This is a genomic window from Kutzneria sp. 744 (assembly GCF_000568255.1).
Taxonomy (GTDB): Bacteria; Actinomycetota; Actinomycetes; order Mycobacteriales; family Pseudonocardiaceae; genus Kutzneria.
The window spans coordinates 9,651,547-9,664,755 of record NZ_KK037166.1 but is presented as its reverse complement, the minus strand read 5'-3'; the positions used below and the strand labels follow the sequence as shown (position 1 = coordinate 9,664,755).

Sequence of the window (13,209 nt, the reverse complement as noted above, 5' to 3'; positions counted from 1 at the left end):
CCGACCGTCAACGCCACCCACTCCGGCGAGTAGTCGCAGAACGGCGTCCACGAGCCGTGCACGCGCTGGTCGTCCCGGTAGTAGGTGTAGACGGCGATCGGCAGCTCGTGGCCGAGCAGCAGCTCGTCGAGGCGCGGATTCAGGTCGGACGGCCCCTCGATCAGCACGTGCGCCGGCCGGACCGCCTCGATGGTTGGCGGCGACCAGCCGGCTGCACGCCGGACTGTGGTGACGGACCCCGATGTACGTGACGGCCATCAGCCGGGCAGCAGGTGTCGGGCCGCGTGCAGGGCCTGCCACTGCTGACCGTGCCGGCGCGGGGCCTGCTGCTCCAGGTAGCGCCGCAGCCGGGCCAGGTCGTCGGCGTTGTCCTTGGCCGCCGTGCCGGCCAGGCACTCCACGATGTCCGCCGCCGTCCCAGCCTCCCCGCGCAGGTACCAGCCACGCAGCCCGACCGCGTGCGCCACCGACACCGCCTCGGCCGTGCTCATCACCGTGGACAGGCGGTCGACCTGGCCGCCGTCGCCGCGCAGCTCCCGGAACGCGGTGACCAGCACCTCCAGCACGTCCCGCCGCGGCGCGATCTCGACCCCGGACTGCTCCAGCAGCCGGGCCGCCTCCTGCTCCACCAGGCCCAGCTCGGTGTCGAAGTCGGGGATGGGGAACACCGTCTCGAAGTTGAAGCGGCGTTTCAGGGCCGCGCTCATCTCGTTCACGCCGCGGTCTCGCGTGTTGGCGGTGGCGATCACGTTGAAACCAGCCTGCGCGAACACCATGCCGTCGGCGCCGGTCAGCTCGGGAATGGCCAGCACCCGCTCGGACAGCAGCGACAGCATGCAGTCCTGGACCTCCAGCGGGCAGCGGGTGATCTCCTCGAACCGCACCAGCTTGCCCTCGGCCATGCCCCGCAGCATCGGCGCCGGCACCAGCGACCGCGGTGTCGGCCCCTCGGCCACCAGCAGGGCGTAGTTCCAGGAGTACTTGATCTGGTCCTCGGTGGTCGCCGCCCCGCCCTGCACGGTCAGCGTGGACTCGCCGGACACCGCCGCCGCGATCAGCTCGGACAGCAGGGACTTGGCCGTGCCGGGCTCGCCGACCAGCATCAGGCCGCGGCTGGTGGCCAGCGTGACCAGCGCCCGGTCGACCAGGGACGGATCGCCGACGAACTTCCGGCTGATCCCGTTGTCCCCCACGATGAAGCGCCGGGCCGCGGCCAGGCTCAGCGCCCAGCCCGGTGGACGGGGATCGGTGTCCGTGGCCCGGAGCGTGGCCAGCTCGTCGGCGTAGCGGATCTCGGTGGGAGGCCGTTGCAGGTTCATCGTCGCCTCAGCTCGTCAGCGCGGTCAGCTCGGCCAGCAGCTCGGAGGCCGTGATCGGGTCCAGCTCGCCGAACGGGCGCAGCGGCGCCTGGTGGTTCCACCAGCCGTCGCCGCCCTCGACGTCCAACTTGATCGCGCCCAGGACCTGCTCCGGGTCCATGTCGATCATGCCTACGGTGATGCCGGGATCGAGGGGCAGCACCGCCGTGACCCCGGGCGAGGGTCGCACGATGGTCCACTCGCAGCCGTTGTCCTGCGGCGGCGTCCGCTGCCAGGACCGCTTGGTCAGCCCCAGCAGCTTGCCGACCGGCACCTTGACGCCCTCGAACCGGTGCAGCCAGGTCGCCGCCCGCTCCTCGTCGGTCAGCGTGAACGTGGGCCGCCCGAGCTGCGGGAACGGCTGGAGGATCTCGTAGTCGGCCAGCACCTCGGACCAGGCGGTCACGGCGTCGCCGAGGGTCAGCGGGTGGGCGAGCCGGACCCGGGCGTCCGGGCGCAGCTCGAAGGTGTTGTCGTCGACGTCGGCCAGCGTGCGGTCCTCGGCCAGCCGGAACCCCGTGCCGGCGTCGTCGATCCACACCAGCCGCCGCACGATGTGCCACAGCAGCGGATGCCCGGCCAGCAGGGTGGTGAACTCCTCGGCCGACCAGTCGCGCTGGTGGACCATGGCGTTCTCCAGCCGCAGGATCTGGTCGGCCGCCACCGTGCGGACGTCCTTGCGCAGCGCGGCGAACCTCGCGTGCTCGGCCGGCGCCAGCTCGGCGTCGTCCTTGCCCGCGGGCTTGGGCAGGTCCTTGCGGCGCTTGCCGTCCCCGTCGATCACGTACGGCTTGAGCTGCTCGTCGAAGCCCACGGTGAAGGACCGCGAGCCGTAGTCGACGCGCAGCGTGGCCGCGTCGTCCAGGCCGAAGGTGGGCACGAGCCGGTCGGCCAACTGGTCGGCGGTCAGCCCGATCCCCTCGGCGACGGCGGCGATCTTCTCCTGGGCCCGCTGCTTGAGCGCCTTGAACTTCACCTTCTGCGCGATGGAGCTGAGGTGCATCAACGCCACGTCGGTGCCGATCGCGGCCAGCACGTCCAGCCCGGACACGGCCTTGGCATGGCCGCCTTCGCCCGGCCAGGCCCGGATGATCGGGGCCAGCCGCCGCACGCAGTCGTCGTCACCGAGCAGGCCGACCGCGGTCAGCGCCCAGTTGTCCTTGGTGACCTCGCCGCCCGCACGCCACTCCTCGAACAGCGCCCAGGCGAATTCGGCCAGCGACTTCGGGTCGCAGAGCTCCCGCACCACGGCCACGCCCGCGTACGGCTCGTCGACACGGGAGATGGCCAGCATGGTCAGCAGGTGCCGGGTGGCCTCGCGCGGCAGGCCGTCGCCGCCGCGCAGTCGGATCTGCGGCAGCAGGTCGACGTCGGCCCAGTCGCCGATCGCCGGCATCTTGGCCGGCAGCTGCTGGAACGGGTCGGTGCCGACCAACGCTTCCACCGCCGCGCGCGCCTCCGGCCCGAACCGCTCGACCTCGGCCAGCACAGCGTCGGGGGAGGTCTGCGTGGCCATCAGCCGCAGCGCCGCCTCCGCGATCTTGCGCTCCGCGGCGGTCCCGTAGAACACCGCCGGCAGCAGGTACGGGACGACAACCGTGCCGTGGCGGGCGAACCAGCCGGCGGCCAGGTCCCGCATGCTCTTCAGCTTCGAGTAGGCGTTGGCCATGACCCGCGTGATGTCCGCGTTGACGACCGGCAGCAGCAGATGGCCGTAGGCGGGCATGGACTGCTGCACCCAGGTCAGCGTCATCGGCACCGCGTCGGCCTCGAACCGGGCCAGGATGTGCTCCAGGTACAGGGCTTCCTGCCGCGGCAGCTTGCACCGGCCGTCGAGCAACGGACGGGCGAGGTCCTCCGGCCCGAGCAGGAGCAGGCCCGCGGAGACGTCGGGCTTGGCCCGGTGGTCCCGCATCAGGTCGGCGGCGTGCTGCCAGTCCGGCTCCTTGCCCGGCAGGACCGGCATCTGCTTGAGCAGGTAGCCGCGCCGCTCCTCCGGCGTGGAGCCGTAGCCGGCGCGGATCTCCGCCCACTGCTCGCGTTCACCCGGCAGCCAGCTGACGACGGTCCCCGTCGGCGCTTCGATCCCGGCCGGCGGGGTCGACCTGCCCTTGGCCCGCTTCACCGTCCACGGTGGACTGACCAGCAGCGGCGGCAGCTTGTCGGCTTCCGCCTCCGGCACACGTTCCATGGCGGCGAGCACTCCGTCCAGCCCGGCTCGCACGCTCTCCGACCACGACTCGTTCACGAGGTCCGGATCCGCTTGCAGTAGGCCGAAAAGCAGCCGCTGCGCCGTCTTGTCCCGGCCGGCCGCGACGGCCAGCATGCGCACGGCGCGGTGCGGGAACCGCCGCATCGCGGCGATCAGGCCGCCCTGGACGTGCTTCTGCCCGGCCCGGGACAGCAGCATTCCGAACGCCTCATCGGTCGGCAGCAACGCCAGCGCCGCGACCAGCTGCTTTCGGGTGTCGCCACCGGCCGCGTCACCGTCCAGTGTGGACGCGAGCAGCGGGGCGGCGTCGGGGCCGAGGGTGTGCACCAGCGTGTAGACGTGGGTATCCAGGGCCCACAGCGACACGCCAAGGGCCCGCCACTGCTGAGGAGTGCCGGGCACGCCGATGGTCAGTTCGGACAGGGCACGCGCCGGCCCGTGCTGGTCCCGATGGGCGATCAGGTCGTCCACCCAGGCCGTCTCGTTCGGCACGAGGAACGCCGCGAGCAGCCGGCCGAGCTCGTCGTGCCGGTGCTGGGCCAGCAGCGCGATCGCCGCCGCGTACTCGGCGTCGTCGGCGCAGGCCAACGCGTCCCGCACGGCCTCGGCGGCCCCGCCGGCCCGCCAGGTCCACTCCAGGTTGTCGTCCGGGAGCACCCGTTCCCGCAGATGGTGCCGGGACTCGTACTGGCCCGCGGCTATGTTGGACGCCACCAGGCGGCTGTAGGCCAGCAGCGCCTCGGCGGCGAACACCGGCCCGTGCTGCTCGATCCAGTCGTGCCCGTCGGCCCGCCACACGTTGCGGGCGGCCATCACGGCCCCCGCCCCCTGGGGATTCCGCTCGCCGGCCAGATAGGCGTGGCCGGCCTCGGCCAACGCCGGCGCGGTGAGCTCGTGGTCCAGCGTTGCGACGATCTCGGCCCGGTACGTGGCCAGGTCCGCCCGACCCCGCTCGACCTTCCCGTGGTCCACTTCGAACGTCCGCAGCAGCTCCCGGTCCCGCCGCAGCCGGACATACCGCCGCGCGTGGTCCGGGATGACCAGCGTGTTTTCCAGCTCCACCCTTGTTTTCCCCTCCTGAGCCCGCACTGGGACGAACCCTACGGGAGAGGTCTGACAATCTCCGGTTTGCGCCGAACGGGCGAGTTGACGTCACGTCCTGGCGGCAGCCGCGATAAGCCAGCCCGTGGGACGAACCTCGAACCGGGCGCGGTTGGCGGCGGCGCTCGCCGGTGGCGTGCCCGCGGCGGTCGGGCTGGCGGAGGGCCGACCGGCGCTCGCGTTCTTGCTGCTCGTGCTGTGCGAGGGCGCCGTCGCGGTGCTGGTGTACATCGGGGACATCCTCGGCGACGTGGCCACGAAGTGGCGTGAGCGGGCGGTCAAGGGTCTGGACCAGGCGGTGGTGCGGTGGCTGAGCGGCTTCGGCCGCAAGTACCGGGACTTCATGCTGCCGCTGCTGCGGGCCTCGGAGGCGCAGGGACCGGCCAACACCGGCTTCTACCAGCCGGATCTGGAGGAGATCTTCGTCGACGTCAGCCTGGAGCCGCGGTCGCCGGACAAGGCGCAGGTGGGGCTGATCGGCGACGAGAACGTCGGTGGGGAGGAGCGGCGGCGGCTGTGGGAGTTCCTCGACCGGCCGCAGCCGCAGGTGCTGGCGGTGCTCGGTGCGCCGGGCAGCGGCAAGACGACCCTGTTGCGGCAGACCGGCCGTGAGATCCTCAAGCAGCCCCGTGGCCGTCGCCGCAAGGTGCCGATGCTGCTCTACCTCCGTGACCACGTGGCGTCCATTGTGGCCAGTCCGCGGATCAGCGTCGCCGCGCTGCTGCGCCGCGAACTGGAGCGGTACAACATCGAGGACCCCGGCAACTGGTTCGAGCGGCGACTGATGGCCGGCAGTTGCGTGGTGCTGTTGGACGGCCTGGACGAGGTGGCGCGGCAGCAGGACCGGGAGACGGTCGCGGCGTGGGTGGAGCACCAGGTTCGACAGTATCCACGCAACGATTTTGTTGTCACGTCGAGGCCCCACGGCTACCGCACCGCCCGCGTCACCGGCACGATCGTGTTGCAGGTGTGCAACTTCAACGACGGTCAGGTCACGGAGTTCGTGCACCGCTGGTATTCCGCCCTGGAACGAAAGATCACCGGCGGGGCCGACACCGCGCGGCAGCGGGCCGACAAGGCCGCCCACGACCTGCTGGACCGCCTGGCCCAGGCGCCCTCTCTGCATCAGCTGACCGTGAATCCCTTGCTGCTCACCATGATGGCCAACGTGCACCGGTATCGGGGCGTGCTGCCGGGCAGTCGAGCCGATCTGTACGGTGAGATCTGCGAGGTCATGCTGTGGCGACGGCAGGAGACCAAGAAGCTGCCGGTGGAGCTGCGGGGCGACCGCAAAGAGGCGCTGCTGCGCGGGTTGGCGTACCGGATGATGGAGCGGCAGACCCGCGACGTGCCGAAAGATGTTGTCACGACGGCGATCCGTGCCGGGCTGCGACGGATGTCCCGTGAGGTCAGTGTCGAGGACTTCCTGAGCGACGTCAGCTCCAACGGACTGCTGATCGAGCGGGAGAGCGGCATCTTCTCCTTCGCCCACCACACTTTCCAGGAGTATCTGGCCGCCTGTCACGTGAGGGACAAGCGATTGGCGCACGTGCTGGCCGAGAGGGTGGACGACGTGTGGTGGCGGGAGACGACGCTGCTCTACGTCGCCGGCGCCGACGCGGACCAGATCGTCGCCGCCTGCCTTGAGTCGGCCAGCATGACGGCGCTGCTGCTGGCTTTCGACTGCGCCGAGGAGGCCAGCGAGCTGGCCCCCGAGCTGCGGGATCGGATCGACGGGCTGCTGGATTCCGCCTACGCCCCAGGGGCTCCGGCCGATCGTCGGCGGCTGATGGCCGGCGTGCTGGTCACCCGGCAGCTGCGGCATGTCGCGCGGACCGCCAGCGGCGGCCGGATCTGCGCGCGGCCGGTGACCAACGGCCTGTATTGGCTGTACCGACAGGAAACCGGGTGGCCCGGACCGGATCGGAAGGACGTCCGATACAGCCGCGACAAGCCGGTGCTGGGCGTTCGCGGCACCGACGCGGTGGCGTTCACCAACTGGGTCAACAAGATCTCCGCCAGCCAGGCCTATCGGCTGCCGGACGCCGAGCAGCTGGCGGAGCTGTCGCTGCCGCCGTGCGCGGTGTGGATCGGGTCCGGTCAGGAGCTGTGGAGTCGGCAGCGCAATCCCCACCTGGTCAGCGATTCCGCGCTGACCAGGGCCGTCGCCGACGACGTCGGACGCTGGAACATCACGCTGGCCCGGCTGCTGCTGGTGCAGGCGTTGGTCGAAGCCCGGCTGCTGACGCTGCGGCTGGAGTGGGCGCTGGAGAACGTGCGCACCAAGGCACAGCGCCGTCACGTGCGGGGCATGGACCTTGACGTGGCGCTGGCCCGGGTTCGCCAGCGCAGCAAAGATCGGCCGCTGGCCATCGCGGCGGCGTTGGAGCGGGCCAAGGGTGTGTTCGGGGACGGCCGGCTGGACGAGGCGATCGACCAGACCCGCGAGGTGGTGCGGGCGGTCGCCCTGGCCCCGAAGGCCGAGCGTCGGCGGGTGCTGGAGCGGGGCGCGGCGCTGGCCCGTGAGCTGGTCGCCGAGCTCCCGCCGGTGCTGGCCGCGGTGTTCGCGTTGCCCAAGGCCCTGGACAACACCGCGACCCCGGATCGTCCGATGGGGCGGATGTTGTCGAACCTCTTCGACTGGCTGTTCTCCGATGCCACGCCCCACAACTGGTCGGCGCGGTTCGCCGAATGGCTGTGCGCGGCCAGCCGGCTGCCGGAGCCGATCATCCCGTCGCCGGACCTGCTCATTCCGATGGCGACGGCCGCACGCAAGGACATGATCGCGCTGTATCACGCCACAGACGGGGACGACGAGGACGAGGAGCAGGACTCGGACTCGGGGCCGTCGGCCTGGTCGTGCCTGGCCGCGGTGGCGTTTGAGCGGGTGGCCGGGCCGGTGTTCGAGCGCCGCGAGCCGCTGGCCGACGACACCGTCTCCGCGATCCGGCTGGCCGCGCTGTGCCTGGCCGGCGAGGTGACCGATCCGCGGGAGGTGGAGCTGGGCCGGCGTTTCCGGGCCCTCGCGGCCGGCGCCACCCTGCTGCAGAACCGGTCGACCGGGCACTGGAAACCGACGGAAATGATCATCCTGGCCACCGCGTGACCGTGTTGTCGCCTTCTTTCACTTCTCAGTACAACTCTTGCGGCCAAGTGTCGTAATTCGTATAGTCCGCTGCACGTGGTCTCGCACCCTGCCTCGCGGGACCAGGAAGCGAGCAGTCGATGAAGCCTGCCAACCCTGCCTTTGGCATGCCCGTATTGCTGGCCGCGACGCTGATCGCCTCGGGCGCCGCCCTGCTCACCGGGGCCGTGCCGGCCGCCGCGGCCACCTGTCCGACCACCGCCTCCGGCGGCGCGTCCGTGCCGTTCCGCACGGTGGAGGCCGAGTGCTCGGCCACCAACGGCGCCGCCGTCGGTCCCGACTACACCCAGGCCAGCCTGGCCTCCGAGGCCTCCGGCCGGCAGGCCGTGCGCATCGGCCAGGGCCAGTACGTCGAGTTCACGCTGCCCACCGCGGCCAACTCGATCAACGTCCACTACAACCTGCCCGACGGCAGCTCCGGCCGGCTTTCCGTGTACGTCAACGGATCCAAGCTGGCCAGCGGCCTGTCCGTGACCTCCCGGTACATGTACATCGACACCGGCTGGATCCCGGGCGCCAAGAATCACCATTTCTACGACGACTCCCGGCTGCTGCTGGGCCAGAACCTGAGCGCCGGGGCCAAGGTCCGGGTGCAGGCCGACGGCGGCGACGTCGGCCAGGCCACCATCGACCTCGCCGACTTCGAGCAGGTCGGCGGCGCGGCGGCGCAGCCCGGCGGCTCCTTGTCGGTGACCGACTACGGGGCCACGGCCGACGACTCGTCCGACGACTCGCAGGCCTTCCGCAACGCCATCTCGGCCGCGAAGTCGCAGGGCAAGACGGTGTGGATCCCCTCCGGCCGGTTCGAGATCTCGTCGGCCCTCCAGGTCGACCAGGTGACCATCCGCGGCGCCGGACCGTGGTACACCACCTTGCACGGCAACAACATCTTCAACAACGGCGGCGCGTCCGGCAACATCAAGCTCTCCGACTTCGCGATCTTCGGCGACGTCACCGAGCGCAACGACGGCAGCCCCGACAACGGCTTCCACGGCGTGCTGGGCAACGGATCCGTGGTGCAGAACCTGTGGATCCAGGACACCAAGTGCGGCCTGTGGCTGATGAACGGGGCGTCCAGCAACCTGACCATCAGCAACAACCGGATCATCGACACCATGGCCGACGGCGTCAACTTCGACGGCGCGGTCACCAATTCCACACTCAGCAACAACTATCTGCGCAACAACGGCGACGACGGCCTGGCACTGTGGTCCAACGGGCAGGCCGACTCCGGCAACTCGCTGACCAACAACACCGTCGTGCAGCCGAACCTGGCCAACGGGATCGCGCTGTACGGCGGTTCCGACAACACCGTCAGCGGCAACCTGGTCCAGGACACCAACGCGCTGGGCGGCGGCATCCTCGTCGCCAACCGGTTCAGCAGCGTTCCCCTCGGCGGCACGATCACGTTGTCCAACAACACGACCCTGCGGGCCGGAGCGCTGGATCCCAACTGGCAGTTCGGGGTCGGGGCGCTGTGGTTCGACGCCCGTGACCAGGCGATCACCGGCGTGGCCATCAACGTCACCGGGTTCAAGGCGATCGACAGCCCGTACGAGGCGATCCAGTTCATCGACGGCAACGGCGCCGGCAAGACCATCCAGGGCATCACCGTCAACGGCGCGACCGTGCAGGGCGTCGGCACCTTCGTCGTCCAGTCGCAGACCCAGGGCTCGGTGTCCATCAGCAATGTCAGTGCCAGCGGGGTCGGCGTGGTCGGCACGTACAACTGCCCGTATCCGACCTCGGCGCCGAAGATGACCTTCAACGGCTCCGGCAACAACGGCTACAGCGGCACGTGGGGCGAGTGCGCCTCCTGGCCGCCGCCCAACTCGGGTCCGCCCGCGCCGCCGTCGTCCGGCACGAACCTGGCGCGTGGCAAGGCAATCTCGGCCAGCGGCTCGCAGGGCGGCTTCCCGCCAGGCAACGCCAACGACGGCAACGCCAGCACCTACTGGGAGAGCACCAACAACGCCTTCCCGCAGACGTTGACCGTCGACCTCGGCCAGGGGTACTCGATCAACAAGGTCGTGCTGAAGCTGCCGCCGTCCTCCGCGTGGGGCGCCCGCACGCAGACAATTGCCGTGCAGGGCAGCAATGACGGCAACACGTGGTCCACGCTCGTGGCGTCACGGGGTTATGTGTTCGATCCGGCGTCCGGCAACACCGCTTCGGCGTCGTTCGGCGCATCGAGCCAGCGGTACGTGCGGCTGACCATCACCGGCAACACCGGCTGGCCGGCCGGGCAGATATCCGAGTTCGAGGTCGACATGGCGTGATGTCGTTGACGGGGGCCGCTTTCGGGCGGCCCCCGTTCGCGTTCAGCGCTCTTCGGTCGGCGGCAGGAAGCCGTGGCCCGACAGGTCGAACCAGTTGCCCTCGGGGTCGATGGCCCGGTACTCGGCGAACGGCCGGGTGGTGTGCCGCGACGCCGGCTTGGGCAGGCCGGCCTCGACGAGGCCGGTCATCGCGCCTTCGACGTCGTCGACGTGGAAGCCGAAGTGGTTGAAGCCGGTCGGCACGTCGCCGTCGAGGGCCTGCTGGATGATCGCCAGGTTGATGTAGCCGTCGGTGAGGAACTGGCTGCCGTCCGGGTCGGTGTGGAAAATCCGCATGCCGAACTGGTCCCGGTAGAAGTGGGCCAGCTTGACCGCGTCGCGGGCGGTGAAGGCGAGGTGGCGCAGCTTGGCGGTGGGCATCTTCTGTCTGCTCCTAGCGTGCTGGGATCATGTTGTGGAAGGCCGTGATCAGCCATTCGCCGTCGCGGCGCTCGACCACCGCCTGGGCATGTGTGTCGGTGGTGTCGCCGTTCGGCGTGTGCACTGTGGACGCCACGTGCACCACGGCCGCGTCGTCGGTGATGAACCGGATGTTGTGCACCTCGGCCGTGAGCTTCGTGTCGCGGTACCGGGTCTGGAACAGGGCCCCGTGGTTGGCCGCCACCGTCTCCCGGCCGTGCTGCTGTTCGCCCCGCACGTTCACGAACTCCGCGTCCGGCGCGAAGACGTCGGCGAACCGCTCGCCGTCGCCCGCCGCCCAGCCTTCGGCCATTCGTTGCCACAGCGCCTTGATCTCGTCGCTCATGCCGCCTCCGCCTTCACACTCATGCGTATCGGCAGCAGTTCGCCGCTCGGGTTCCACGCCTCGACGTTGTAGCTGGTCAGGCCGTTGACCTGTTCCAGGTAGCAGATGATGTTGACCGGCCAGCCCGCCTCCGCGAACACGTGCTCGTCCATCGCCGTCGGCCGCGAGGACAGTGCGCAGGCCTGTTCCTCTTCCTTGCGCGTGATGCGGTGCCAGTCCGGGTGCATGTGGATCGAGCCGAGGATGTCCATCCCCGTCCGCTCCGCCTCGCGGTTGATGCGCAGCAGATCGGCCGGATCCAGCCAGTAGCCGCGATCGGTGTTCTCGTACGCGCTGCCGAACCTCGGCACGATGGTCGTCGCGAACTCCTCGATCGCCGCTCCGGCCGTCGTCCTCGCGTTCGCGCCGAAGGCCAGTCGGCGGACGTGCATCGCCGCGGGCGTGGACTTCCCCAGCAGCACGGCAAAACACGGCAGTGGATGTTCGGGCGTGAGCCTCTCGTACACCGGCAGGGCGGTGTCCAGGAACTGCTCGACGACCCGCGGGCAGACCACCACGGCAGGGGTGTGATGACTGGGCATGCGGATGTTTCTCTTCCTCCGGACTCCTGGGTGCACCGAGGATGCCGCATGTTCCGGCCGTATTACTTCAGAGTTCGGTCAGAATCGTTTGTAATCAAACGACTGGGCTCAAACGGTTGACATTTAAACAAGCTGCGCGCGGCCTTGCTACCCCGATCGGCCCAGTCGATGCCGTCGATCCGAGCAGTCGTTCGGCAAGCGCCCACCGGGCCCTCGCGCTCTTTCCCTCCCGCCGGCCGCTCAAGCCATCCTCCGCACCGCCACCGCCGCCCTCAGCATCGGCAGATCCGTCGGCCGCGTCGGGTCCAGTCCCGTGAGCCGGCCGATCCTGCGCAACCGGTTGTCCACGGTGTTCGCGTGCACCCCCAACGCCTTCGCCGTCGCATTACGCCGCAGTCCGGCATCCAGGTAGGCGTCGAGGGTGTGCAGGAGGTCCTCGTCCACCGGGTCGAGGGTCGCCCCGAGCCGCGGGGTCGCCTCCGTCGGCCTGGTCAGCTGGTACTCCAGCAGCACATCGGCGAGCCGGTAGATGCCCGGCTCCTGTCGGGTTTTCGTCGCCACCTCAAGCACTTCCCGCGCCAGCCGCACCGCCCTCGGCACCTCCGCCGGCGTTGCCTCCTCCATCGCCACGGTGACCTTCGCGCCGGCCGCCTTGGTGATCCGCGCGTGCAGCCGCTCGTCCCCGGCCATTGCCAGGAGGGCTATGCCTCCGGTCGGGCTCAATGCCGTCAGCACGTCGTGTCCCTGCCGCTCCAGCTCCTTCCTGACCCGGAGGACCTTCCGGCGGCCGGCCATCACGTGGTCGACGCCTTCGTGCAGCTCATCCGGGTGCGGATCGATGGCCAGCGCCGCCACCACGTACCGCTCCGGCAGCCTGATCCCCGCCCTCAGGGCCGCGTCCGTCGCGTCGCCTCCGTCGGTCAGCGCCGCCAGCAGGGCGCCCCTCGCCGCCTGCGTCTCCCCCACCGTGCTCGCCCGGTGCTCCAGGAAGCCGGCCGCGATCGCCTGGTGCACCACGTGTTGGAAGGTCAGCGCCGCCCCGAAGAAGTCGATCACCTCCGACATGGCGCCCTTCTCCAGCTCTGGCCGCAGGTGGGTGACGCACTCCTGCAGGCCGAGCAGATACGCGTCGAGGATCGCCTCCATCGGGATGCCCTCCTCCCCACGGGCGATCGCCGACTCCCTCGCCTGCGCCACCAGCTCGGCCGCCGGCATTCCCCCTTCGGGCAGCGCCTCGACAAAGCCTCGCAGCACGCGCTCGGTCATCGGCCGGACGTCGCTCGTCAGCGCCTCCACCGGCATCGACCCGTACGTCGGCAGCCGCTCCACCAGCCGCGCCAGCACCCGATCCACCAGCGCCGGCACGTGCACACCGTCGAGCATCGCGCCTCCACAGTTGTGACCCGTCACAAGCATCATGCCGGCGAACTGGGTGAATTCGCAGTACGCTGCCGCCCTGACCTGGCGGAGGATTGTGACAGCTGCCAACCGGGAGGGACATCGTGGCCTTCGGCGACTTCCAGTACGAGATCTACTTCGGCGGGCTGCGCGGGGTGCAGCCGTCGCTGCCGATGGTCTTCGAAGAGCTGGAGGCACGGGCCGCGAAGGCCCTGTCGCCGTCGCTGCTGTCGTACGTCGCCGGCGGGGCGGGGGACGAGCACACGCAGCGTTCGAACGTGTCGGCCTTCGCCAAGTGGGGGCTGATGCCCCGGATGTTCGCGGCGCCAA

9 protein-coding genes and 1 pseudogene are annotated in these 13,209 nt (G+C 70.2%); 3 read left to right on the top strand and 7 right to left on the bottom strand.

The features are described from left to right. Positions 1–44: 44 nt before the first annotated feature. From KUTG_RS65490 to KUTG_RS44180, 3 genes and pseudogenes are all read right to left on the bottom strand, one after another. Positions 45–167: pseudogene (locus tag KUTG_RS65490) on the bottom strand (hypothetical protein); the annotation flags it as partial. A 90-nt stretch (positions 168–257) separates the two neighbouring features. Beyond that, the gene (locus KUTG_RS44185) at positions 258–1,319 is read right to left on the bottom strand and encodes an ATP-binding protein (protein ID WP_043725715.1); all 1,062 of its coding nucleotides are present in this window, start codon (positions 1,317–1,319) and stop codon (positions 258–260) included. Between the two features lie 7 nt (positions 1,320–1,326). Further along, positions 1,327–4,632 (bottom strand): DUF4132 domain-containing protein, encoded by a 3,306-nt coding sequence (locus KUTG_RS44180; RefSeq protein ID WP_052396123.1) that lies wholly within the window; start codon positions 4,630–4,632, stop codon positions 1,327–1,329. A 124-nt stretch (positions 4,633–4,756) separates the two neighbouring features. Here KUTG_RS44180 and KUTG_RS44175 point away from each other — a divergent pair, with 124 nt between their 5' ends. Next, a complete protein-coding gene (locus KUTG_RS44175) occupies positions 4,757–7,777 on the top strand; it encodes an NACHT domain-containing protein (protein ID WP_052396122.1) in 3,021 nt (1,006 codons plus the stop codon). Positions 7,778–7,923: 146 nt separating this feature from the next. Next, positions 7,924–10,095, top strand: a complete 2,172-nt coding sequence (locus KUTG_RS44170) for a discoidin domain-containing protein (RefSeq protein WP_084580509.1) — start codon at positions 7,924–7,926, stop codon at positions 10,093–10,095. Between the two features lie 42 nt (positions 10,096–10,137). Here the strand turns inward: KUTG_RS44170 and KUTG_RS44165 are convergent, their stop codons facing one another. The 4 genes from KUTG_RS44165 to KUTG_RS44150 all read right to left on the bottom strand — a co-directional run bounded on the left by KUTG_RS44165 (position 10,138) and on the right by KUTG_RS44150 (position 12,864). Continuing rightward, positions 10,138–10,515 (bottom strand): VOC family protein, encoded by a 378-nt coding sequence (locus KUTG_RS44165; protein WP_043725706.1) that lies wholly within the window; start codon positions 10,513–10,515, stop codon positions 10,138–10,140. Between the two features lie 13 nt (positions 10,516–10,528). Beyond that, entirely contained in the window at positions 10,529–10,900 is a 372-nt protein-coding gene (locus KUTG_RS44160; RefSeq protein ID WP_052396121.1) for an SgcJ/EcaC family oxidoreductase, read from the bottom strand. Then, positions 10,897–11,481: an MPN domain-containing protein gene (locus KUTG_RS44155; protein ID WP_043725704.1), complete on the bottom strand. Its 585-nt coding sequence runs from the start codon at positions 11,479–11,481 to the stop codon at positions 10,897–10,899. Before KUTG_RS44155 ends, KUTG_RS44160 begins: the two co-directional genes overlap by 4 nt. A 240-nt stretch (positions 11,482–11,721) precedes the next feature. Further along, positions 11,722–12,864, bottom strand: coding sequence for a PucR family transcriptional regulator (locus KUTG_RS44150; RefSeq protein ID WP_043732792.1), 1,143 nt, complete (start codon positions 12,862–12,864; stop codon positions 11,722–11,724). A 119-nt stretch (positions 12,865–12,983) separates the two neighbouring features. Here KUTG_RS44150 and KUTG_RS44145 point away from each other — a divergent pair. Beyond that, positions 12,984–13,209 (top strand): alpha-hydroxy-acid oxidizing protein (locus KUTG_RS44145; RefSeq protein ID WP_043725701.1); only part of this gene is annotated, 226 nt, incomplete at its 3' end.